We start from the raw sequence: 22,958 nt of genomic DNA on the forward strand, positions 1-22,958 counted from the left end.
ATTATATTAATGGATTACAGCTTCTTATCGTTATATTGACAGGGTAAACGGATAATTTTCGCTTAATTCCGGATGGATACTGTTCAATGCTTCATAAAATGCCTGTTTTACTACCTTCGGGATACTTTCATGTTCTTCAAAATACCTATCCAACTGCCGGATGATAAACGCCATCTGCAGCCAGTCTTCAAAACTGATGCGCATAGGAACAAGGCTCTCATCATAATCATGATCATAAAAGAAGACTTCGGTATTTTCATTCATAAACCACCGGTCACCCTGCCCGTTTCCGGCAAAGCACCAATAATCGGTTAGTTCAAATTCTTTATTTTCATTGAGTGCTTCAACAGCATTATATAGAATTGTTTCTGAAGAAATCTCTGTTGTTTTCATAGAAGTCACCAGATTTTTGTACCGTTCAGAAAAAGAAAACGCTACAGTCTTAGGAAAGTTTTGCAAGTCCTTTCCCTCTTTCAGGATCTCAGTTTCTATCTCTTCAATCGTCAGTATTTTAAACGTCATCATAGCCCTCCTAATTCTTTTTTCTTTGCTCTACTTTTATTCTTCATTCTTGGTTCTCAACTCTTGGTTTTTGACTCTTGACTCTTGGCTCTATAAAAAAAGCTCTCACCATCACCTCTTCTGGATTAACAGTTCATCAATTTGGGCATAAAATGAATCTTTACTGTAATCTGCCAGTCCCTGATGATGAAGACGAATTTCCCCTTTTTTATCCAGTACAACTGTAGTTGGTAACGAACCGCTATATAAGTCCTTTGGAATAGCTCCTGCAGAAGTTATAAAAGGGATTGTAAAATTCTTCTGTTTTAGATAGGCTTTGCCAAGCTCAGGATTGTCATCAAGATTTACCGTTAAAAATACCATATCCGGATGGTTCCTGTACTTTTCATAAAATTCCTGAATAGAAGGAAATTCCGCCCTGCAGGGAGGACACCATGAGGCCCAAAAATTAATGAAGATCACCTTTCCTTTTAGGTCAGCAGTATTAATTGCCGTTCCGTCTTCGTTTTTCAGCATAAAACCGGCATACAAAGGAGTGGATGAATTCATTTCTTTAGATTCCGATATGTTGGAATTAAGAAGGCCTGTAGAGGCCACTTGCCTCATTAACCAGGCTTTTGCATCCGGACTCACTAATAAAACAACCAGCAAAACTGCAAAAAAAGCAGTAGATCCATTCTTTTTAATCCATTTTTTTATGTCTTCCATATTTCTTATTTCTCCAATAAAAATTCTTTGAAAAGCATTTCTATGTTATAATGTTTTTAAAACCTTAACCGCCTTTTCATTTTTAGGGCTTATTTCCAACAGTTTCAGATAGGTCTGTTTGGCCTTATCTTTTTGACCGGCTTTCACATAAGCTTCTCCTAAACTGTCATAAACATTTTGGCTGTTAGGATACAATATAGCATTCACACGGAAAAAATCAATTGCTTTTGTAAAATCTTTTTTGCTGAGCAATGCATAACCGGTATTATTCAAATAGTCTTCGGAAAGAAAATAATGATCACTGTCTTTGATTTTGGCATTTTTATAGGCTTGTAATCCTTTATCAAAACTCCCTTCCATAACCAGTTCTAACGGTGTCTTTTCATCACTTCCCATTTGTGGATTTTTTGAGCGTACCGTTTTATCCTGTAATACTTGTACAAGTTCGAGTTTCCCGGTTGAAGCATTTTTCACAAATTCTGACGTAAAATCCCAATTCTGCATGACATAGGTATTCTCTCCCACTTTAATGAGTTCCATTGGGGTTTCCAAATCATTAATATTCAACAGTAACTTTCCGTTTTCACGATAGATCCTGTAAAGTCCGTACTTGTCAAATTGGTAACGTCCTATACTTTTATTAAAGTCCTGCTCGGTTAGAGGTAAAGCTTTATAAACAGGGGGAAGATAATTTGGCCATTGATACACAGATGCTACTGAACGGACCAATTCTTCTATAAAATCAGGTTTATTGGTATTGGTTAAAATGACAACGCCATCCCCACTGGTTTTACTTCCTATAAACCTGCTGGAAAATCCTTCATTCCATCCCCCGTGGTTGAAGTAGGCCTCTCCGCTTTTATTCTCAAGGAAAATTCCTAATCCTTCAAATTTATCAATGAAAGGACTTGTAAATTCCTGCGCCGTTTTCTGAGAAACAACAATATGGCTTTTATTATTTAGGGTATTCTGAATATCAATTACAAATTTGGCCAGATCTTCAGCAGTAGTCCACAAACCTGCGGCAGCCATTTCAGGATAAATATGATACTTTCCCTTCACTCTTTGGCCATCCATAGTATAAGCTGTAGCTGCCCACTGAGCCTGATTTTCAGGTAACGGCTGACTGAAAGTGCTGTTTTTCATATCCAAAGGCAAAAGCACATTTTCTTTTATAATGGTGGGAAAGTCTTTTCCTTTTGTGTCTATGAGCATTTGCTGCATCACACAATATCCACCACCAGCATAGCGGAAAGGTGTTCCGGGAAGTTTATCCACTACAATAGCAGAAGTATTAGACGGGCTTTCTCCCTTTAAAATCTGGATCAGTGTCGGAATAGGTGTGCCCGCTTCATATCCGGGGAATCCACTCACAGTAAAACCTGCAGTATGGCTTACAATATTTTTGAGACTGACTTTTTTTTCTTTTGTAAATTTATTTTCCGGAATCTTCCAGGAAGTCAGGTAGGTGTTTACATCAGCATCCGGATTAATTTTTCCAGCTTCCACTTCCTTTAAGGCAGCATAAACACTTACAGGTTTACTCATAGAAGCTGCCTGAAACAAAGTTCTGGAATTCACGGGAGTCTTAGATTCTACATCTGCCAGACCATATGTTTTGCTCCAGATCACTTTGGAGTTTTTGATAACAGCAATGCTTACTCCCGGAACATTATAATGTTTCATTCGGGATTCCAGCGTCCAGAGTGGCTTACCCTCAAAACGAATGACAGGCATTAATCCTGACTCAACACTGGAAATTTCTTTGCTCAATTCAGGTGTTATCTGGGCAAAAGTAGAATTTCCTATTATTCCGAAAGCGAATGCAATATAAAAAGACGTTTTAACGTTCATGGTACTGAAGTTTGGTTCATCAAAAATATAACTTTAGCCATACTAAATCCAATGTATTTTTGATATTGCCACTTAATAACTGAAAATTAAAAAAATAATAACCCTTTAGTGTACTATGTTTCGCATAAGTTCTATTATCTTTGCCAGCGGAGTTTCCGGCTAATTTTTTAATAAAAAAGAGTCGGTTAAGGAATTAATTTATTCAATAACAAGTTTTTGTGTAACTAATCCTCAGTCTCTTCAACTAATCTTACATCAATAAACTATTTTAATATAGAAAAAAGATCTACTTCTTTTTAAACAAAACTAATGCAAACATCCTTTTTAAAGATTACCGCAGCCACCGCTGCGCTCTGTTTCAGCACCTTTGTAATCGCCCAGCAAACCTATTCCGTAAGTGGAACGGTTAAAGACAAAAAAAATGGCGAATTACTGATTGGAGTGACCGTAAAAGTAAGTGAAGATCCTTCGATTAACGTTGTTGCCAACGAATATGGCTTCTATTCTCTCTCCTTACCGGAAGGCAACTATACAATCATTATTTCCAATTCGGGATATAAAGATTTTGAACAGCAGATCAAAGTAGATCAGAACATAAAGCTTGATCTTCCTCTTATCCAGCAGGAAGCCATCTCAAAATCGATTGATGAAGTAGTGATAACGGGTATAAAAAAAGATAAAAATCTTTCTACAGCCCAAATGGGAACTGAGACCCTAAGCATCAAAAACATTGAAAAACTACCGGTTTTATTTGGTGAAAAAGACGTTATGAAAACCATACAGCTTTTACCGGGGATCAAAAGTAACGGTGAAGGAAGCAGTGGATTCAGTGTAAGAGGAGGTGCTACCGACCAGAACCTTATTTTACTGGATGAAGCTCCGGTTTATAATGCCTCTCATTTACTTGGATTTTTCAGTACCTTCAACAGTGATGCCCTGAAAGATGCCAGTATTATCAAAGGAAACAGCCCTGCCCAATATGGGGGACGTCTGTCTTCCGTATTGGATGTCAAGATGAAGGACGGAAATAACCAGGATTATAACGTCAACGGAGGAATCGGGCTGATCAGCAGCAGAGTGAGCGTAGAAGGTCCTATCCAGAAAGAGAAATCATCATTTATTGTTTCCGGAAGAAGAACCTATGCCGATTTATTCCTTAAGGCCAATAAAGATTACAAGGACAATAAGTTATATTTTTATGACCTTAACTTGAAGGCCAATTATCAGCTCAATGAAAATAACCGCCTTTATCTATCCGCCTATTTTGGAAGAGATGTTCTTGGATTAGGAAATACATTCTCTACAGATTGGGGAAATACAACAGCCACACTACGCTGGAACAGTATTATCAACAGTAAATTATTTTCAAATACATCCTTCATCTACAGCAATTATGACTATAAAATCAGTCTGAAGAGCAACGACAATGTATTTGATTTGAATTCTAAGATACAGGACTGGAATCTTAAGCAGGATTTCACCTGGTTTGCAGGAAATAAGCATTCTGTACGTTTTGGTCTTCAGTCTATTTATCATACCCTTACCCCAAGCAGTGCTTCAGGGACGAGTGTGAGCAGCTTCCCAAGAAATCCAAGATATTCATGGGAAAACGCCCTGTATATCAATGATGATTTTAAGGCTACAGAGAAGCTTACCATTAATTATGGGGTAAGGCTTTCCCTATTTAGTGTATTGGGAGGTGATACTTTCAACACGTATGAAAACGGAAATCTTAAAGAAAGCAGGTTTTTAGAAAAAGGGAAATTTGGGAAAACCTATGTAAATCCTGAACCCCGTATTACCGCTAATTACCGTATCAATGAAGTCAGCAGTGTGAAAGGAGGCTATTCCCGTAATACTCAAAATCTACACCTTTTAAGTAACAGCAACAGCGGAAATCCTACAGACCAATGGATTGGAAGCAGCTATACGGTAAAACCGGAAATTGCAGATCAGATCAGTGCAGGCTACAGCAGGAATTTCAAAAACAATAATTATGAAATCAATGCTGAAGTCTATTACAAATCCATGCAAAATCAGATCGATTTCAAAAATGGAGCTCAGATTGGGTTTGATACAGGATCAGATGTAGAAAATGAATTGCTGTTCGGAAAAGGAAGAGCCTACGGTCTTGAGCTTATTGCTAAAAAGAAAAGCGGAAAGCTTACCGGATGGATTTCTTATACCTTATCCAAAACTGAAAGAAAAATAAACGGGATCAATAATAATGAATGGTATAATGCCAGAATGGATAAAACACATGATCTATCCGTAGTTGCCACGTATCAGTTTAATGAAAAATGGTCCATGTCCGGTCTTTTCCTGTACAGTACCGGAAATGCAGTGACCTTCCCTACCGGAAAGTATGAGCTGAACGGACAAACGATCTTCCAGTACAGCAACAGAAATGCAGACAGAATGCCGGCTTATCACAGAATGGACTTGAGTGCTACCTATGAGCCAAGCTCTAATAAACGCTTCAAGGGTTCATGGACTTTTGGTATTTATAATCTGTATGGTCGTGAAAATGCCTATACGATTACCTTTGAAGACAACCCAAATAATCCAGGAACAACACGTGCTATGCAGACTTCTCTATTCCGTTGGGTACCTAACATCACTTACAATTTCAAATTTTAAATCATGAAAAATACATTTTTTATCATATTATCCCTGTTTGCTTTAACATCTTGTGAGAAAGAGATCAATCTGGATCTTGCCGATCAAAGTGGAAATATCGTCATTGAAGGGAATGTTACCGATCAGGCCGGGCCTTATATCGTGAAAATAACGAAATCTGTGGGAGTTTCACAGCCTAATCAATATCCTGCCGTGACGGGTGCACAGGTTACTTTAACCGATAATGCCGGTCAAACGGAAGTTTTACAGTATATAGGCCAGGGAAAATACCAGACTACCAATTTTGTAGGAGTATCCGGCAGAACCTATACCCTGAATGTACAGGCGGAAGGAAAGCAATATACCGCTCAAAGTACAATGCCTGAGGCCGTGGATTTTGAAGGTCTGTCACAGGACTCATTTTCTTTCGGAGACGAAAAAAGCTATACCCTTTTACCTATTTTTACAGATCCTATTGCATTAGGTAACCGTTATCTTTTCAGCTTTACCATCAATAATTTAACAAAAAAATACATGGATGTCTTTTCAGACAATGTAAATAACGGGCTTGCCAATCAGCGTCCGATCATCCTTCCGAATGATGATAATGACGGCAGAGATCATAAAGTGGTTGTGGGAGATACCATTCACGTAGAAATGCAAAGTATTGACACCAATGTATTCACCTATTACAGTGCCCTTCTTCAGATTTCCAACGGTAATGGCGGCAGTGTAACGCCTGCTAACCCTCCAAGTAATATCAGCAATGGAGCTTTAGGCTACTTTTCTGCCCATACACAGAGTGAGCAGAATTTTGTGATCCAGGAAGTGACCACACCCTAAATAAAAAAGAATCTTTCAGGATTTTGGAATATCTTATTCATGCTTAGTAAGCAGGAAAATCATATTCTGAGAATATATTCAACATAAAAGCAGCCTTCATCATTTTGAAGACTGCTTTTTTGAAAATGTACGAATATTCTGAATTTAAAAACCTGATTCCAGTACCTTTAGCAGTTCTGTCTGCTGGATTACATCATTTTTACTGCTGATAAGATTATAGTTAGCCTGAAGCCATCCGTTGCGGACAACAAAAAAAGTATAAGCATCCATTAACCCTTCTTTATATTTTTCTTCAGATTTCTGAAAAGATAGTTTTTGGTTTTCAAAATTGGTATCCAGCAGGTTATATTTCTCCTGAGCATTCAAAAACTGTGCTTTAATCGAATTAATATTCTGAGTCAGGTCATTGATGATTAGCTCTTTATCATATTTGGAATTGATGATATCCAGTTTGGCTGTTTCCACATTGGTTTTTACCTGTAACTTATTAAAAATGGGAATAGTGAGTCCTAAAAGTACAGTTTGGTTTTTGTTTTGAGAAAACTGATCGGAGAAACGGATGTTGGAGTTATCATCCTTTCCCAGCACTTTATTATAAAAAGTAGACCAGCTGTAACTTGCATTTAAAGTTGGCAAATACCCTGCTCTTGCTATATCCTCTTTCTTTTCCTGTGCTTTAATCTCTGCTATTACGGATTGATAGGCTGGATTTTTCTCTAACAATTTTTTTGTAAAATCCGGATCCCGAAATTCTGCTTCTGAAGAGAGAGTTTCCTCAGCCATCACAAATTCCAAAGAATCCTGAGTAAAAGCCAATGCATTAAGCAGGTTAATTTTTGACTGATCCCGTTGATTTTTCGCAGATACCCATTGCTCCTGTAAAGTTCCCAGATTCGCTTTGATATCATATACATCACTTTTGGGTCTGTTTCCAATTTCCACTTCTTTTTCAGTACGCTTAATCTGATCCTGCATTCCGGATATCTGGGTTTCCAGGACTTCCAGCCAGCTTTTCCCATTCTGGTAGGCAAAAAACATTTGAATAACATTTAGTTTTACCTTATTCTGTGCCAGCTTAAGCCGGTAGGCACTGGTCTCTTTATTCAATGTAGACAAAGATATATCCAGAATATTTTTCCAGTTGAAAAGACTCCAGTCTGCCTGAGCCGTAAACTGATCATATTGTGTATTGAGAGCTTCCCGCTGATTACTCGATTGGTTAATGGAAGAACCAAAACTATAAGTATGCCTCACCCCTGCTTCTACAGAAGGCAGCAGCATACCTTTTGATCCTGTAATCAGCTTATCATTTTTGGCAACATTCACTGTGGCCTGTTTAACCAGCGGATGATGAGCTGTAGCATAGTCGAGACATTGTTGCAGGTTCCATGTTTGCTGAGCCGGATAAAGGCCAACAAAAAACAGGAAAATCATATTTTTCATGAGGATGTTCTGATTTAAATAATTAAGAAAATAAGATGATCGATGAACTCAGTTACTCATACTTCAGGTATTTGATGAGATCTACTTTTGTGGCTTTATAAGCTTTGATACTTACGACAGCAAATGTTAACCCCAATAAAACCAGGAAACTGACAACAAACGGCCACACCGGCATATCTATTCTATAGGCAAAATCTTTCAACCATTCGTTCATCAGAAAATAACAGATCGGAATACTGATCAAAACAGCAATGACAGCAATCCAAAGGAACTGACTGGTCAGTCCGAAAACCAGAACATAATCTGAAGCACCCAATGTTTTCCGAATCGCCACATCTTTCAATTTCTGCTCTATCATCAAAGAGGAAAGTGCAAAGAGCCCCAGTAAAGCCACCATTAATACCATAGCATTCAGAATAGTCAATAAGGTCTGCTGCTTTTGATAGTCTTCAAAAGTTTTTGCAAATCTCTGATTGATAAAATAATAATCAAAAGGATAGCCCGGTTCTGCTGAAGTCTGCCAGAATTTTTTGACCCTTGCTACCGTTCCTTCAATATCATCCGGTTTTATTTTCACCTGAATATTGTATACATTAAATCTCTTCCAGGGAGATTGTTTGTAATGAAAAAACATGATAGGTTCTATCTTAAATTTAAGGCTTCTAAGATTAAAATCTTTCACAATTCCTACTATCTTATATTTCTTTCCTTCATCAAACCCCGGATGGAGTTCACGCTGAAAAGCCTGTTCATCTGTCCAGCCAAACTTTTTAACAAATGCCTCATTGACAATAATAGTATTCATCGTATCGGAAGCCAGATTAGGATCCAGCCAGCGTCCTTTTAGTAATTTAACATCCAGAAACTGAAGATAATTATAATCCATTGAACCAGTTTCGGCATCAATACTTTGGTGCTCATAATCGATATTTGAGCTGCTTCGCCGTCCGCTCCCAGCAACAGCTTCTCCATAGGAAACGGCCTCTACCCCGTTAATTTTCGAGAGTTCATTTTTAAGACGTTCATATTTTAACCATGATTTAGGAGTAAGTTCATTGCAGTAAATCATCATGATCTGTTTTCCATTAAATCCAAGGTCTTTGTTCATCATATGCTTTACCTGGCTGTGTACAATCAGACCTCCAATGATAAAAAATGAGGAAATAACGAGCTGTAGCGTAAGAATTCCGTTTCTAAACCAGACTCCGTGTTTGCTTCGGGAGAAATTACCTTTGAGAGTCTCAATTGCTTTAAAGTTTGAAAGATAAAAAGCAGGAACCAGCCCGGATAATAAGGTAACTGCCATGACCATCGCTAAGGAATACATATATACATGCCAGTCGTTCAGCACTATTTCCTTGTTAAAAAATTTATTAAAAGAAGGAAGTAAAAGCTCTGTAAGGGCTAAAGACAGGAAATAAGACAGCAGACATATAATAAATGTCTCTAAAAAGAACTGAAGCATTAGAGAAAGCTTTGTGCCTCCAATTGCTTTTCTTACTCCCACTTCTTTTCCTCTTTGCGATGCTTCTGCCGTTTTCAGATTGATAAAATTGATCGCTGATAAAATAACAATCAGGACAGAAAGGGAAAACAGAATCATAATGGTTCTGAAGTCTCCATTTCCAAACCATGAAGCTTTTGCATGAAGTTTAAGCTGATCCAATGGAACGAGAAATACTCTGTTGGGCCCATACATTTCAAAAAACTGTTGTGCACTCATTCCTGCTTTTTTCGCAGAACGAGCCGCTCTATGTTCCAGAATTTCTTTAAATTTATTTTCAAAAACCGAAGGATCTGCTCCTTTTTTAAGCATAAAAAAGCATCCGTAGTTGAAATTATTCCATTCTTCCTTATCATTTTTAAACTGTTCTGCAGGTTTAAAAATGAATTCCGGTTTGATCTGACTATTCCCTTCAGGGAGCTCATATACAGCGGTAACCATATAATCTTTATCATCAATTTTTATGGATTCACCAGCCGCATTAACGGTTCCGAATAATTTCATAGCTGCCTGTCTGGAAATAGCAATAGAAGCATCTGATTTTAAAGCATCTTTCGCCCGGCCTGAAATAATTTTAAAAGGAAAAAAATTAAAGAAATTTTCCGATGAGGTAAAGCCACCCTGCTGAAAAGCAGTGGTATATTTTGTTCTCATTTTCAATCCTATGTCTGAACCGTTGAAAATAACATAGTCTTCCGTTTCCGAAATCTTTTTAAATGCCTCATACGCCAAAGGATAAGAAATGTTATTCCCGTAGAAATTATCTTTTTTGTATAAACTTTGAAAAGCAAAGATCTGATCTTTTTTGGGATTCCATTTTTCATAAGATTCCTCATCGTTCCAATGCATCAGGATCAGCATAAATCCGGTGAGTCCGATGGTAAGTCCAAACAGATTGATAAAAGTAGACAGTCTGTTCTTTTTATAATTAATCAAGGCAATTTTGAGCCAGTTGGTAAGCATAATAATAGGATTACAATTAATAATATTTGATGAAATACTTCAGATTTATTCAAATGCTCCGGCATCTGCTTTTTCAAAAACATCTTTTCTTTGGGAAGCATGTTCCTCATTGAAGATTTCACCGTCTTTCATATTGATAATCCGTGAAGCAAAGCCGGCATCATATGAAGAGTGGGTGACCATAACAATGGTAGATCCTTCTCTGTGAAGTTCTGCCAGAAGATTCATCACCTCATTTCCGTTGGAGCTGTCCAGATTTCCGGTGGGCTCATCAGCGAGGATCAGTTTAGGTTTTGTAACCAGTGCTCTTGCTACGGCTGCCCTTTGCTGCTGTCCTCCGGAAAGTTGCTGTGGGTAATGTTTTGAGCGGTGAGCAATATTGATTTTCTCCATAATTTCTTCTACTTTTCTTTTTCTTTCCGCAGAAGAAACTCCGTTGTAAATTAAAGGCAGCTCAATATTTTCATAGACAGTCAGCTCATCAATAAGGTTAAAATTCTGAAAAATAAAACCTATATTTTTTTTACGGACATCCGATTTCTTTCTTTCACTAAGCACTATCATTTCTCTTTCTTCAAATTGATATGAGCCTGCCGAGGCACTGTCTAAAAGACCGAGAATATTTAAAAAAGTAGATTTCCCACAGCCGGAAGGTCCCATAATGGCCAGGAATTCACCTTCTTTGATGTTCAGGCTTACCTCTTTTAAGGCATGCGTCTGTACATCTTCTGCTCTGTATATTTTTGAAAGATTATGTATATTGATCATGATAATTATGTTTGCTGTTATTGTTGATTAGATTTTTTTATAAGCGGTGATAACGGGAGGTTAAAAATATTCATCTTTTTACTTTTTAATATCAAGGATTTCATATTTTTTCAAATCTGAATAATCCGATGTAATAACGGTTTCTCCGGGCTTCAATCCTGATACCACCTCATAATACAGCGGATTCTCTCTTCCAAGACTGATAGTCCTTTTTTCAGCTTTATTTCCTGTCACTACAAAGATCCACTTTCCATTCGTTTCTTTGAAAAAGCTTCCCTTAGAGATCATTGTACTCTGTGTATCGGCTGAAAGCTTTAGTTTCAATCCAAAGGTCATCCCTATTTTCAGATTATCCGGTTTTTTATCGGTAAAATTCAGTTCCACGAGAAACTGACCGTCTTTTACTTCCGGCAGTATTTTAGTGATCACCACTTCATAGGGTTGATCATTATTATCCAGCATTCCTTTAATGCCATTCTGCAGTTTATTGATGTAATATTCATCTACTTTAGCCACCAGCTTATACCCGTCCATCAAATCGACCTTCCCGATACTTCGTCCACTGATAAGGTTTTCACCCAATGAAATAGCAAATGATGAAAGTCTTCCGGAAGCAGGAGCCATGATGAGAAAATTATTTTTATTGGAACGTAAAACCTGAAGGCTTCTATCCATTTGTCCCATTGATGTATTGACCGCTGTCATTTGGGTATTCCTTGAACTCTTTTCTGTAGAAAAACCCTTTTCAATAATTGATTTCCTCTGTTTCTGATAAGCCAGATTCTGCACACTGATGTCATAATCTGTTTTTTTTCCAATGTCCGCATCATAGAGTCTTTTCTGAAGATTAAAGCTCTGAAGTGCCGTATTATAATCATTCTGGGCTTGTAAGAGTTCTTTATCCTGGGCGAGTTCCTGATTTTTCAGTTCAAGAAGTGTAGTCCTCATCTGGCTGACCTGTTGCATGATTCCTGTTTCCTGATTCATATAACTGAATTCTGTATTGGGATTATATACTCTCGCAATAGGTTGGCCCTTTGTGACAATCTGCCCATCTTCTGCAAAAATTTCTTTCACCACTCCCCCTTCCAAAACATTGACTAATGAAGAATTGAGTGACTGGGTTTGGGCCGTTACCATCAGCATATCTTCAAATTTCCCCTGGGTAACTGCATCAGTCTGAATATCTTCAGCGGAAACATTGTATGTTTTTTTCTGCCTGATAAAATACAGACTGCAGACTCCTATCATCACCAATATGGCCAGCCCGCCAAAAACAAATTTTAATTTCGATTTCTTTTTTACTATTTTCGTATCCATATTAAAGATAACTCATTTTATTACAATAGATTACACAAGGCAGATGCCATAAAATTATAAATCTGTAAGTCCTTGAAAATCTGCAACAGACTTTGTAATAAGAGACAAGTTACTGTTCATTATCGGACACTTTCTGTACGAAAATGAACATTTTTAATCATAAAGAATCCGTTTTTAATAAAGTACCCCACTATGCGTAAAAAAGAAGCTCATATTCTGATCGTGGATGACGATGAAGATATCCTGTTCTCTGCAAGAGTCTGGCTGAAAAAGTTTTTTTCAGAAGTAAGCTGTCTCAGTAAGCCGGCCGAAATTTTAAAATTCATGACTGAGAATCAAGTTGATGCCGTAGTATTGGATATGAATTTCAGAAAAGGTTTTGAAAACGGACAGGACGGTCTTTACTGGATGAAGGAAATTAAAACACTGGAACCTCAGCTTCCTATTATTCTGATGACTGCCTATGGAGAGGTGGAACTCGCTGTAGAGGCTCTGAAAAACGGAGCTTCAGATTTTATACTGAAACCGTGGAATAACGAAAAACTCTATGCCTCCGTGAACCTGGCAGTAGACATTTCAAGAAAAAACAGAAAGCTCAGCCAATGGGAAAATGTACATCAGAAAAATAACCAATATCAACTGCAAAGCCACTCCCCAAAAATGCAGGAAGTTCTTGAGCAGATCAGAAAAGTGGCTCCCACCGATGCCAATGTATTGCTATTAGGGGAAAACGGAACTGGAAAATATGTCCTCGCAGAATCCATCCACGAACAGTCGGAAAGGAAAAATCAGCCGTTTGTACATATTGATCTGGGAAGTATTTCGGAAAATCTTTTTGAATCTGAACTCTTTGGATATAAAAAGGGGGCCTTTACAGACGCCCATCAGGATTATGCAGGAAAAATTGAAAATGCCCAGAATGGCACTGTTTTTCTGGATGAAATTGGCAACTTGCCACTCCAGCTTCAGACCAAATTGTTAAGTCTGATTCAAAACAGGAAACTATCCCGATTAGGAGAATCCAAGGAGCGTGTATTGGATGTGCGCTTCATTTTTGCTACCAATGAAAACCTTAAAAAGGCCGTTGCAGAGAACCGTTTCCGACAGGATTTATATTACAGAATCAATACTGTTGAAATTCAGATTCCGGCCTTGCGGGACAGACAGGAAGATATTGGATTGCTGGCCCTCTACTTTCTTGATCGTTATAAACAAAAGTATCACAAGCCTAATCTTGAACTTACAGATGATTTGCTGATGGGTCTCACCCATTTTCCATGGCCGGGAAATATCCGGGAACTGGATCATTGCCTGGAAAGAAGTGTTATTTTATCCAATGACAACAAGCTTCAGTTATTGGTGCCTCAACTGGAAGAGTATGACAGCACCATCACCAATCTCAATATTGAAGAAATGGAGGAACTCCTCATCAGAAAGGCATTGAAAAAACATACCGGAAATATTTCTTTAGCTGCAGAAGACCTGGGTCTTTCACGGGCGGCTCTCTACAGAAGAATGGAGAAATTTGGATTGTAAGTTTAGATAATAGATATCAGACATTAGACTTTTGGCATATTAGGTTTAAAAAGTATCATCAAGTTTATGATCAATAAAATATAGGAAAAACTCATGAGTAAAAATAATATCCTGTGGTTGCTGTACAATCTTCTTGCTATAACAAGTGGAATTACCGCTTATCATTTCTTTTTGGAAGGAAAATGGTTCAGTATGATGCTTTTCATACTGCTCATGATTGTTTTTGTGGCTTTGATGTATTTTTCATTAGCTGCTCAGGACTCAAAAGTAGAAAAGGTCATCTCCTCTATCAGGAATAAAGACTTTTCTTTATTTCCCCAGGAAGAAGGAAGTCTGCTTCTCGACAGCAGTATGCGTCTATATTACCAAAGTAAAGAGGAACAATTCTCTTTATCCTCTTATAAATTGCTGTATGAAAGTATCCTGGACCAGATGGAAACAGGGCTGATCATCCTATCCGAAAATAAAACCCGGGAAGTATTTTATGTGAACAATGCATTTCTCAGTATTTTACAGGTTCCCAGATACAACCGTTGGGAACTGTATGCATCAAAGGTCCCGGAATTCTATAAAATTATTGAAGACACCCATTACCAAAGTTCACAAGAGTTTTTTGACATTTCCATTCATAGCAATTCCAGACAGTCTTTTTCACTCAGAACCCAGCAGGTAAAAAACACACAACACAACTTTTACATTATTACCCTCGAATCTGTTCAGAAAATTATTGAACAAAAAGAGAAACTGGCATGGAATAATCTGATGAAAGTGATTTCCCATGAACTGCTCAATACTCTGACCCCCGTGAACAGCCTGATTCAGAACCTGGAATACATCAGCAACCAGGAGACCATCGATCATGAAGATCAACAGGATATGAAAGAAAGTCTGATGGTTATCAATTCAAAATCCAAACAGCTTTTGAATTTCGTAGACCACTACCGTCAGGTTGCAGAATTACCCAAACCTGTTCTTTCCCCTGTTTCCCTAAAAAAAGTTATTGAATCCGCAGCCCGCTTTTTGAAATCCGAATTTGAAAAACATCATATCCAAATGGTTCCGGATATTGAAGATTATACAGTATCAGCTGATGAAAAAATGATTGAGCGAAGTCTGATCAACCTTTACCTTAATGCCATTCATGCGGTTTCTGAAAAGGAATATAAACTCATTACAACCACTGTAAAATCCCAAAACAACCGCATTATCGTAAGTATTACCGATAACGGTTCAGGGATTATCCCTGAGATCAAAGACAAAATTTTCCTGCCCTTTTTCACCACAAGAGCTAACGGTTCCGGAATCGGGCTCACACTGGCAAAAAGCATTATGGAAGCCCATGGGGGCTATCTTAATTATAAAACATTGGAGGAAGGAAGCAGTTTTGAATTGTGGTTTTTGAAATAAACAGTTTATTTGTAATGGTAAAATAGATACTAAGGCATAAGCAATATCATTCTATGGCTTGATTGCTATAACAAAAATCCTAACCCTTCCTGACACCCTGTTGTCATTAGTCTGGTTTACCTTTGTTTACAATTTGTCAACAATACAATTTTAAACATTATGAAACTGACCTCATTAAGAATGATTACAAAAGACATTCAACAAACTGTAGAGTTTTACGAAAAAACCATTGGATTAACCGCTCAGTGGTATACTGAAGATTTCGCAGAGCTATCTGGTGATTCTATTACTATAGCCATTGGAAGCACGCGAACCATGAAGTTATTTGGTGAAAATTTCAGGGAATCCACAGGTAATAAAAGTACGATCATAGAATTTAGGGTAGCCAATGTAGATGAAGAGTATGAAAGAATTAAAAGTATAGCCAGCGATATCGTACAGGAACCTACCACCATGCCGTGGGGAAACCGATCGCTTTTGTTTTCTGACCCTGATGGAAATCTGATTAATTTTTTTACTCCTGTGAGTGTCGAAGCAATTAAGAAGTTTAGCTAAAGCTTTCTCTCAAAAAAATACTGCTTCTGAGAAGCAGTATTTTGTATGTTTTCCTTTTTTTGATTTCTGCCTGGGCTTATGATCCCTGTGGATTTAATTCAAATTCTATTTCATCATCAAGCTCTCCCATTTTCTTAAAATCTAACCTCTCAAGGAGCTGTATGGCTTTAGTATTTTGTTTACTTGTGGCTGCCCAAATACGTTTGAGCCCAATGGTATTCATTCCAAAGTCAATCGCTAATGCCATGGCTTCCGTCATATATCCTTTTCCTTTATAATGGGATAATAACACACAGCCCAGTTCCCCTTCTCCCTGTTTAAACCCTCTATAATACCCACATGTCCCCACAATTTTATGGGTAGTGTTATCCACGATAGCCCAATGAATGGAGTCCCCGCTGGTATAGTCGCTGTTGATTTTAGCCTGCATTTCTGCTGCCTGCTCAATACTTTCTGCCTGAATGGCATCATAGAACGAAATTTCAATAAGCTCAGGAATATCTGTTTCCAAAACCTGTCGCAATGATAGCCTATCACCTGTTATATTGGGGAAATTATCGTATTGGGGAAGTGTCATGGTAGTTATAGTTTGAGGACAAATGTACAAATAAATGCTACTGCTCCAAGGCTAATGATTGCAGTAATTAACACAATTTTAACTTCCATTATGGAATTTGCTGTCGTTAATATCAATAGAGAAAGCCGTACTTTGCAGTCTAATAAAATAAGGAAAAGATGGGGTTATTTGATATGTTTACGCAGGAGATCGCAATAGATCTGGGGACCGCTAATACGCTGATCATACATAATAACAAGATCGTCATCGACCAGCCTTCCATTGTTGCTATTGACCGTACAACCGGAAAGCCAATTGCAGTGGGAGAACAAGCCAAACTTATGCAGGGTAAAACCCATGAAAATATTAAAACAATACGTCCGTTAAAGGATGGAGTGATTGCAGACTTTCATGCTTCCGAGCATATGATTAAGGAATTCATCAAGCAGATTCCGGGGATTAGAGGGAGGTTTATACAGCCTGCCCTGAGAATTGTAATATGTATTCCTTCGGGAATTACTGAGGTTGAAAAAAGAGCTGTTAAGGATTCTGCCCAAAAGGTCAATGCCAAGGAAGTAAAACTGATCTATGAGCCAATGGCAGCCGCCATCGGAGCAGGGATTGATGTTCAAAGTCCTGAAGGAAATATGATTATTGATATAGGGGGTGGAACTACCGAAATAGCCGTGGTGGCACTTGGAGGAATTGTATGTGACAAATCCTTAAAAATAGCCGGCGATGTATTTACAAACGATATTGCTTATTTTCTAAGGTCACAGTACAATTTATATATTGGGGAACGAACTGCTGAAAGAATAAAAATTGAAATAGGTTCTGCACTGGAAGAACTGGACTACCCGTTGGAAGATATTCCTGTACAGGGAAGAGATCTTATTACAGGTAAACCGAAAGAAATCATGGTCAACTATAAAGAAGTTTTCAAAGCACTGGATAAATCGTTGATGAGAATTGAGGATGCCGTTTTGGAAACGCTTTCTCTTACTCCACCGGAGCTCGCAGCAGACATTTACAAAACAGGTATTTATCTTGCCGGAGGGGGTGCGCTTCTGAACGGACTGGCCGATAGAATACACCGAAAAACAGGACTCCCTGTATGTGTTGCCGAAGATCCTTTAAGAGCTGTTGTCCGTGGAACCGGTATTGCCCTTAAAAATATAAATAAGTTCAGATTCCTGATGAATAGCTAAATTCTGTACATCTTATGATAAAATTTTTCAGTCTATCATGAAACTCCATGAAAAGAAATTCAATGAAATTCTGGAACTGCTAAAATCTAAATTAGGTTCAAAAATCAGTGTTTCAGAGGAGCATGGGACAACATCTCTTTGTATAGAGGACTCTCATTACTGGCTATCAACAGATGCGTATGAATTGACGGTTGGGTTTTCATTGGGGCACCAACATTTCAGTGAGGAATATGAAGTTTTAAAAAAGGGAATTGAACAGGCTTTTAAGCTCTTAACCTGTGAAATACGGATAACAGAATACAAAAAAGGAGAAACGGTATTTAAAGTAATAACGGATGTCAAAAATTCTGATTCCTCTATAGAAAATATAGGGATTACCGGTGTTTTAGTTTATCCTTTCTGGAAGAAAACCAGGATTGAAACTACTTATTTTGAAAGAATACTCGATCCTGATGAAATAGCTTCTGAAATGAATCAGATTCTCAATTTCAACGAATAAGGTTCGGATGCTTTTTCCCTAAAAATAACAAACAGCTTATGCAAGGTAAGCTGTTTGTTTATATGTTGATAACCCGGAATAATTCTTCGATTTACTTTCCCAAAAACTCCACTGCCTTTGCCACAAAAGCATCATGATTCTGAAAGAATGAAGCATGTCCTGAGTCCGGAAAAATAACCAGTTCTGAATGTTCCAGATTCTGAGCCATATTTTTCGCATTTTGAACAGACACCGGAAGGTCATTTTCCCCATGAACGATAAGAACAGGATTTTTAATATTTTTCAATACTGTAAGGGCATTGACATCTTGCTGTGCCCAGCTTAAGACAGCGGTGAACTGTGAATTTGAGGTGGCATCACTTAATACGGGATCTCTGTCCGTTGTACGAAGCTGAATTCTTGCATAGGCCGCTTTCCCTGCAGCAATACTCTGAGCAGATTCTGTAAATCCGAATTTAAGGAAAGAAGCTTCAGGACTTAACCCGGCGGTTCCGGCAATAATATTCGGCAAATTGGATAACCCTATGGCTCCCTGTGGGCCTGTTCCGGTTAAAATCACTTTATTGATCAATCCGGGATTGGTTAAAACAACCCGCTGTGCCACAAATCCTCCCATTGAAAAGCCCATGATATTCACTTTATTCAAATGCAACGCTTTAATGAAGTCAATTGCATCATCCGCCATTTCCTGTACTGTGTTCGGAGTATTTCCCTGGGAAGAGGCCACTCCTTTATTATCAAACAGAATGACTTTGTATTTTTTTGCCAATCCATCCGTCACTGCAGGATCCCAGTCATCCATTGAACCTCCTAATCCGGGCAGCAGTACCAAAGGAATTCCGTCTTCCTTTCCCAGAATACGGTAAGCAATTTTATTTCCTTTACTATCTACAAATTGGGTTTTGGCATTTTGGTGGTTTCTATTTTGTATCTCCTGTATCGTGGGAGGCTCATTTTCTTCACTGCAGGACACTGTCACCACTGTAAAAAGACTTAAACATAATAAGCTTACAGCTGAAATTTTTCTGATTGTTTTCATTGTCGTTTATTTTTATAATTATGGTACAAACATAAATTGTAAAAGCAAACAGAACAGTTAGAAATAAGCTGAACAGGACATATTTGGGATTCAATCGGACATTTTGAAAAGTGGAAATTTAAGAAAGATAATCGCAAAGGTCATGCAACTCAGATAAGCAAAAGAAGGTGACTTTGTCGCAGGTAAAGCTACATGGTATGGTGATCGCTTAAAAACTTTGCATCTTTATAAAAGTTGAAGAACATACATATTATTATATGTTGCTTAAACTGTATAATGCTTCCATAGCTTTTTGCGCATCTTGTTTTGCCACAAAAATGTGATCATGAAAATAAGCAGCCACTACATTACAACTTATATTTTCCTGTTTCAGAGCATTCGCAAAAGCTGCCGTAAGCCCTACCGCTTCCAGTGAAGAATGAATATTCAGGGTAATCCACGAAGAAATATAAGTATACCCCAACTTCCATTCGTCTGCCGTTGCTTTTTCCAAAACGATGGTTACAGCTTCAGTTTCCCGAAAGAAAAACAGAACCTTATCAAGGTCAGAAACCTGTTTCAAATCTTTAACTGTACAGAAAACATAATCTCCCGAGTGCAATACAGGCTCCATATTTTTAAGCAGAACTGCCAATTCTTTTTCTCCCGACATCTTTTTTTCACAAAACTAAGGGACAGGGTTCATTATTCATTTATCATTTGATAAAAAAATGAGATGGTAAAGATAGTTGGCTTTAGAAGAAATAAAAGAGGGTTAGTATCTCAGAGGTTTTGGTATACTACCTACTCAGGCTGGTCCTCAGAATCTATTATTTACGTAAACGAAAAAAAGGAGATCCCCATCTCCTTTTTTGTATTAAATAACCTAACAAGACCTATTTAACTTCTTTATATGTGTTTGTGTTTTTTTGGTATGCTTTCAAGAAGCTGGTTTTGAGGGTTTTTCATACTGTTATTTAATTTCATCACTTGCGTTTTTATATAACTATAGTTTATTATTGGTATAGTTATATTTTTTCTCATTTGTGTAAAAAATTCAAAGTTTAGAATATCTCACTTTCTATTCCCTGAATTCTCTACTGCAAAGTAACAACATTAATGAATAAATTCCCTCATATTCCCCATCGATACACGTCTAAAGAAGCATCGATATTTATCGATAAATATCCTGCCGGAAATAATGCTTTTAAAAATCCTATAATTTGTGATGCGTTTTGATAAGATCAATCAGCTCCACGATATTTTCAATTTTTAATTTCTCAAATATATTTTTCTTAATGGTACTCACCGTATTCTGCTTGATATCCAACTGGTTGGAAATTTCCAGATTTCCCAGTCCCTCTGCATACATTTCGGCAATCTGCAATTCCCTCTTCGTTAGCCGGGCAAGAGGATTCAGCAAATCCGGATTGGAGACAAGCTGTACCAGCAGGTTACGGGAAACGGTGGAAAAGTATTCCCCATTCTCTATAAAATGTAAGATGGCTTCTCTTACTTCTTCCTCTTCGCTTAGCTTACTGAGGTAACCATTAGCACCTGCTTTAATAAACTTAAGTGCATGTAAATCTTCTTCAAGACCGGAAAAGATCAGTATTTTAAGAGCCGGATTCACCGTTTTCATCTGAGACAAAATATGCAGGCTGTTTCCATCAGGGAAATGGGCATCCATAATAGCGATTTCTATTTCCTCAGATCTTACCAGCTCTACGACCTTTTGTAATGAAGAAGCATGATAAATTTTAGCATCGGGAATTATATCACTGATGATAATTTCCATCCCCTGCCTTACAATACTGTGATCATCTGCTAAAAGGAAGGTAATTTCTTTATTTTCAATTGGTAACTCCATTGTTATTAATGTTTAAATTGATCCTGAATGTTATTTTTGTTCCTTTATGTAATTTACTTGTGGCAGATATTTCTCCATCAAAAAGCTCTACGATCTCTTTACATAAGCTTAATCCCAGCCCTGCCCCAAGATTGTCTATTTCATCAGAAATTACTCCCTGGTAGTAAGGTTCAAAAATTTTCTTCACATCTGATTCTGAAATTCCAATTCCCGTATCTGCTACAGTTGTGATCAGGGATATTCTATTTTTATCTATAGGCTCCGTAATCATAATAAGATCAATCTGTCCGTTTTCTGTGAATTTATTGGCATTCCCCAGAATATTCATGAATACCTGGTTAATTTTTATGTTATCGGCATACACCACTACATCTTCAGGGATTCTGTCTGTGACTACAAACTTATTATTTCTGGTTTCTATATACGGAGTAATAACTTTTGCAATTGAATTAAGCTCATTTTTGAGATTAAAAACGGTATTGATCATTTTTTTCTCAGCCTCCTGATTTTTGGTGTACTCCAAAATCTGGTTAGATTGCAGAAGCAGCGTACTGTTCGTAAATTTAATAGACTGAAGATAATCTTTTATGGTGTCATCTTTCGTCGTTCTGCGGATCTTATCGATAAAAATATTAATGATTTTCAACGGAGACCTCAGATCATGGCTCAGCATTCCTAATATCCTGTTCTTAAAATTAAGGTTCTTCTTAATCTCTTCATTGGCTGCATTAAGTTTTCTTTCATAGATAAATGCCACTCTTGTAAAATACATGATCAGAATAGATACAATGAACATTAAGATCATTAATCCAAGTACCAGATAGGTCCTGATTTTATTATTATTTGAACTTTGTTCGTTATATTCTCTTTCTAATTCGGATTTAAAATCTTTGATGGCATTCTCATATACCTCTATCAATCCATTACTGTACACCAGTAATTTACTGAAATTTCCGTAAAACTGCAAATTATCCCTTTGAGTTTTGGCCGCTTTTAGCTGCACTTTCTTAATTTCATCAGAGTAATACTTGTCCATAGACTTCATTGCATTATTCATTTTAGATTTTACCTGAGAAAGATCTATTGTCTTATTATTCGTTAAGGTGACCACCGTACTCTCCTTCTGAACATTCACTTTACCCGTTATGGCATCTTTTAAACGACCCATAAATCCTTTCTTTTTAACAGTATCAGCATACGTTCGGGTCTGTATATTGAAGTCTTCAAAATCATTCTTATACTTTTCCGGCTCGTATTCCTTGTCCTGAATTTTTGCTGGAGAATTCAGGGAAGACTGATATGCAGAGTCAATCAGTGTTTTTAGCTTGTTAACTTTAAGGGTATCCTTTTTACGCTTAGCAATAGTATTTTTCAGCTTTGGACTTGTCTTTTCATATTCCCCTATTTTATCAAAATTTCCCTTAAGTTTTCTAAGTGACTGAAAATAGAGCTGCAGATCTTTATCATCCTGGCTCACCATATATTTCTGTAGGTGATCCTGTGCGTCCATGAAATCTTTCCTTGAATTATCCGTCAATCCTCCCAGTGCCCTGCTTTCTTCCAACTGGCTTTTAATGAAATTCAATTTCTTTTCATTAACAAATTCATTATAAAAAAATATGGCTATAATTACCTGTATCAATAAGATACACAGAATCAATGAGTAATGAACAATTTTCCTCAACTTAAAATTTAAGAATTTATATTTCATATGTGCTTATCCGCTAAATTAGTTTTCGCCATTATCAGGTTTTTATAGTTTTAT

General features: G+C 37.4%; 19 protein-coding genes. 7 read left to right on the forward strand and 12 right to left on the reverse strand.

The features are described from left to right. Positions 1–30: 30 nt before the first annotated feature. From DRF57_RS13275 to DRF57_RS13285, 3 genes are all read right to left on the reverse strand, one after another. Positions 31–525 carry a hypothetical protein gene (locus tag DRF57_RS13275; RefSeq protein WP_084084771.1) on the reverse strand — a complete coding sequence of 165 codons (495 nt, stop codon included), beginning with the start codon at positions 523–525 and terminating at the stop codon, positions 31–33. A gap of 108 nt (positions 526–633) precedes the next feature. Next, positions 634–1,230: a TlpA family protein disulfide reductase gene (locus DRF57_RS13280; protein WP_115918960.1), complete on the reverse strand. Its 597-nt coding sequence runs from the start codon at positions 1,228–1,230 to the stop codon at positions 634–636. Between the two features lie 45 nt (positions 1,231–1,275). Then, positions 1,276–3,084, reverse strand: a complete 1,809-nt coding sequence (locus DRF57_RS13285) for a serine hydrolase (protein WP_115918962.1) — start codon at positions 3,082–3,084, stop codon at positions 1,276–1,278. Between the two features lie 309 nt (positions 3,085–3,393). Between DRF57_RS13285 and DRF57_RS13290 the strand changes: the two genes are divergently transcribed. Both DRF57_RS13290 and DRF57_RS13295 read left to right on the forward strand, forming a co-directional pair. Further along, a complete protein-coding gene (locus DRF57_RS13290; protein WP_115918964.1) occupies positions 3,394–5,724 on the forward strand; it encodes a TonB-dependent receptor in 2,331 nt (776 codons plus the stop codon). Between the two features lie 3 nt (positions 5,725–5,727). Continuing rightward, positions 5,728–6,546: a DUF4249 domain-containing protein gene (locus tag DRF57_RS13295; protein WP_115918966.1), complete on the forward strand. Its 819-nt coding sequence runs from the start codon at positions 5,728–5,730 to the stop codon at positions 6,544–6,546. Positions 6,547–6,690: 144 nt separating this feature from the next. Here the strand turns inward: DRF57_RS13295 and DRF57_RS13300 are convergent, their stop codons facing one another. From DRF57_RS13300 to DRF57_RS13315, 4 genes are all read right to left on the reverse strand, one after another. Beyond that, positions 6,691–7,989, reverse strand: a complete 1,299-nt coding sequence (locus tag DRF57_RS13300; protein WP_115918968.1) for a TolC family protein — start codon at positions 7,987–7,989, stop codon at positions 6,691–6,693. Between the two features lie 52 nt (positions 7,990–8,041). After that, the gene (locus DRF57_RS13305; protein WP_115918970.1) at positions 8,042–10,456 is read right to left on the reverse strand and encodes an FtsX-like permease family protein; all 2,415 of its coding nucleotides are present in this window, start codon (positions 10,454–10,456) and stop codon (positions 8,042–8,044) included. A 45-nt stretch (positions 10,457–10,501) separates the two neighbouring features. Then, positions 10,502–11,224, reverse strand: coding sequence for an ABC transporter ATP-binding protein (locus DRF57_RS13310; RefSeq protein WP_115918972.1), 723 nt, complete (start codon positions 11,222–11,224; stop codon positions 10,502–10,504). A 78-nt stretch (positions 11,225–11,302) separates the two neighbouring features. Continuing rightward, positions 11,303–12,544 (reverse strand): efflux RND transporter periplasmic adaptor subunit, encoded by a 1,242-nt coding sequence (locus DRF57_RS13315; protein WP_115918974.1) that lies wholly within the window; start codon positions 12,542–12,544, stop codon positions 11,303–11,305. A 192-nt stretch (positions 12,545–12,736) separates the two neighbouring features. On the opposite strand from DRF57_RS13315, the gene DRF57_RS13320 reads away from it, so the two are divergent. The 3 genes from DRF57_RS13320 (at position 12,737) to DRF57_RS13330 (ending at position 16,042) form a co-directional block, all read left to right on the forward strand. Beyond that, complete coding sequence (locus DRF57_RS13320) at positions 12,737–14,080, forward strand: sigma-54-dependent transcriptional regulator (protein ID WP_047490711.1); 1,344 nt, start codon at positions 12,737–12,739, stop codon at positions 14,078–14,080. A gap of 93 nt (positions 14,081–14,173) precedes the next feature. Continuing rightward, positions 14,174–15,487: a sensor histidine kinase gene (locus tag DRF57_RS13325; protein ID WP_115918976.1), complete on the forward strand. Its 1,314-nt coding sequence runs from the start codon at positions 14,174–14,176 to the stop codon at positions 15,485–15,487. Between the two features lie 159 nt (positions 15,488–15,646). Next, positions 15,647–16,042 carry a VOC family protein gene (locus tag DRF57_RS13330; RefSeq protein WP_047490717.1) on the forward strand — a complete coding sequence of 132 codons (396 nt, stop codon included), beginning with the start codon at positions 15,647–15,649 and terminating at the stop codon, positions 16,040–16,042. Between the two features lie 76 nt (positions 16,043–16,118). Here DRF57_RS13330 and DRF57_RS13335 read toward each other — a convergent pair whose 3' ends face one another. Further along, positions 16,119–16,619: a GNAT family N-acetyltransferase gene (locus tag DRF57_RS13335; RefSeq protein WP_115918978.1), complete on the reverse strand. Its 501-nt coding sequence runs from the start codon at positions 16,617–16,619 to the stop codon at positions 16,119–16,121. Positions 16,620–16,777: 158 nt separating this feature from the next. Between DRF57_RS13335 and DRF57_RS13340 the strand changes: the two genes are divergently transcribed. Beyond that, the gene (locus tag DRF57_RS13340; RefSeq protein WP_047490723.1) at positions 16,778–17,806 is read left to right on the forward strand and encodes a rod shape-determining protein; all 1,029 of its coding nucleotides are present in this window, start codon (positions 16,778–16,780) and stop codon (positions 17,804–17,806) included. A gap of 37 nt (positions 17,807–17,843) precedes the next feature. Continuing rightward, positions 17,844–18,305, forward strand: coding sequence for a hypothetical protein (locus DRF57_RS13345; protein WP_115918980.1), 462 nt, complete (start codon positions 17,844–17,846; stop codon positions 18,303–18,305). Positions 18,306–18,396: 91 nt separating this feature from the next. On the opposite strand, the gene DRF57_RS13350 is transcribed toward DRF57_RS13345, so the two are convergent. The 4 genes from DRF57_RS13350 to DRF57_RS13365 all read right to left on the reverse strand — a co-directional run bounded on the left by DRF57_RS13350 (position 18,397) and on the right by DRF57_RS13365 (position 22,778). Continuing rightward, positions 18,397–19,344: an alpha/beta fold hydrolase gene (locus DRF57_RS13350; protein ID WP_052188663.1), complete on the reverse strand. Its 948-nt coding sequence runs from the start codon at positions 19,342–19,344 to the stop codon at positions 18,397–18,399. Between the two features lie 253 nt (positions 19,345–19,597). Then, positions 19,598–19,996 carry an ACT domain-containing protein gene (locus tag DRF57_RS13355; protein WP_115918982.1) on the reverse strand — a complete coding sequence of 133 codons (399 nt, stop codon included), beginning with the start codon at positions 19,994–19,996 and terminating at the stop codon, positions 19,598–19,600. 543 nt (positions 19,997–20,539) lie between these two features. Then, positions 20,540–21,193, reverse strand: coding sequence for a response regulator transcription factor (locus tag DRF57_RS13360; protein ID WP_115918984.1), 654 nt, complete (start codon positions 21,191–21,193; stop codon positions 20,540–20,542). Further along, on the reverse strand, positions 21,177–22,778 hold the full coding sequence (locus DRF57_RS13365) for a sensor histidine kinase (protein ID WP_228450257.1): 1,602 nt from the start codon (positions 22,776–22,778) through the stop codon (positions 21,177–21,179). The genes DRF57_RS13360 and DRF57_RS13365 overlap by 17 nt, the downstream gene beginning before the upstream one ends. Positions 22,779–22,958: the final 180 nt, after the last annotated feature.

The organism is Chryseobacterium rhizosphaerae (assembly GCF_003385455.1).
GTDB lineage: Bacteria > Bacteroidota > Bacteroidia > Flavobacteriales > Weeksellaceae > Chryseobacterium > Chryseobacterium rhizosphaerae.

Bases quoted from the DNA above. Each gene is read 5' to 3' on its own strand.
- DRF57_RS13290 (WP_115918964.1), top strand. From the start codon at position 3,394: ATGCAAACATCCTTTTTAAAGATTACCGCAGCCACCGCTGCGCTCTGT.
- DRF57_RS13350 (WP_052188663.1), bottom strand. From the start codon at position 19,344: ATGAAAACAATCAGAAAAATTTCAGCTGTAAGCTTATTATGTTTAAGT.
- DRF57_RS13285 (WP_115918962.1), bottom strand. From the start codon at position 3,084: ATGAACGTTAAAACGTCTTTTTATATTGCATTCGCTTTCGGAATAATA.
- DRF57_RS13280 (WP_115918960.1), bottom strand. From the start codon at position 1,230: ATGGAAGACATAAAAAAATGGATTAAAAAGAATGGATCTACTGCTTTT.
- DRF57_RS13360 (WP_115918984.1), bottom strand. From the start codon at position 21,193: ATGGAGTTACCAATTGAAAATAAAGAAATTACCTTCCTTTTAGCAGAT.
- DRF57_RS13340 (WP_047490723.1), top strand. From the start codon at position 16,778: ATGGGGTTATTTGATATGTTTACGCAGGAGATCGCAATAGATCTGGGG.
- DRF57_RS13305 (WP_115918970.1), bottom strand. From the start codon at position 10,456: ATGCTTACCAACTGGCTCAAAATTGCCTTGATTAATTATAAAAAGAAC.
- DRF57_RS13335 (WP_115918978.1), bottom strand. From the start codon at position 16,619: ATGACACTTCCCCAATACGATAATTTCCCCAATATAACAGGTGATAGG.
- DRF57_RS13275 (WP_084084771.1), bottom strand. From the start codon at position 525: ATGATGACGTTTAAAATACTGACGATTGAAGAGATAGAAACTGAGATC.
- DRF57_RS13320 (WP_047490711.1), top strand. From the start codon at position 12,737: ATGCGTAAAAAAGAAGCTCATATTCTGATCGTGGATGACGATGAAGAT.
- DRF57_RS13295 (WP_115918966.1), top strand. From the start codon at position 5,728: ATGAAAAATACATTTTTTATCATATTATCCCTGTTTGCTTTAACATCT.
- DRF57_RS13310 (WP_115918972.1), bottom strand. From the start codon at position 11,224: ATGATCAATATACATAATCTTTCAAAAATATACAGAGCAGAAGATGTA.
- DRF57_RS13300 (WP_115918968.1), bottom strand. From the start codon at position 7,989: ATGAAAAATATGATTTTCCTGTTTTTTGTTGGCCTTTATCCGGCTCAG.
- DRF57_RS13315 (WP_115918974.1), bottom strand. From the start codon at position 12,544: ATGGATACGAAAATAGTAAAAAAGAAATCGAAATTAAAATTTGTTTTT.
- DRF57_RS13330 (WP_047490717.1), top strand. From the start codon at position 15,647: ATGAAACTGACCTCATTAAGAATGATTACAAAAGACATTCAACAAACT.
- DRF57_RS13325 (WP_115918976.1), top strand. From the start codon at position 14,174: ATGAGTAAAAATAATATCCTGTGGTTGCTGTACAATCTTCTTGCTATA.
- DRF57_RS13345 (WP_115918980.1), top strand. From the start codon at position 17,844: ATGAAACTCCATGAAAAGAAATTCAATGAAATTCTGGAACTGCTAAAA.
- DRF57_RS13355 (WP_115918982.1), bottom strand. From the start codon at position 19,996: ATGTCGGGAGAAAAAGAATTGGCAGTTCTGCTTAAAAATATGGAGCCT.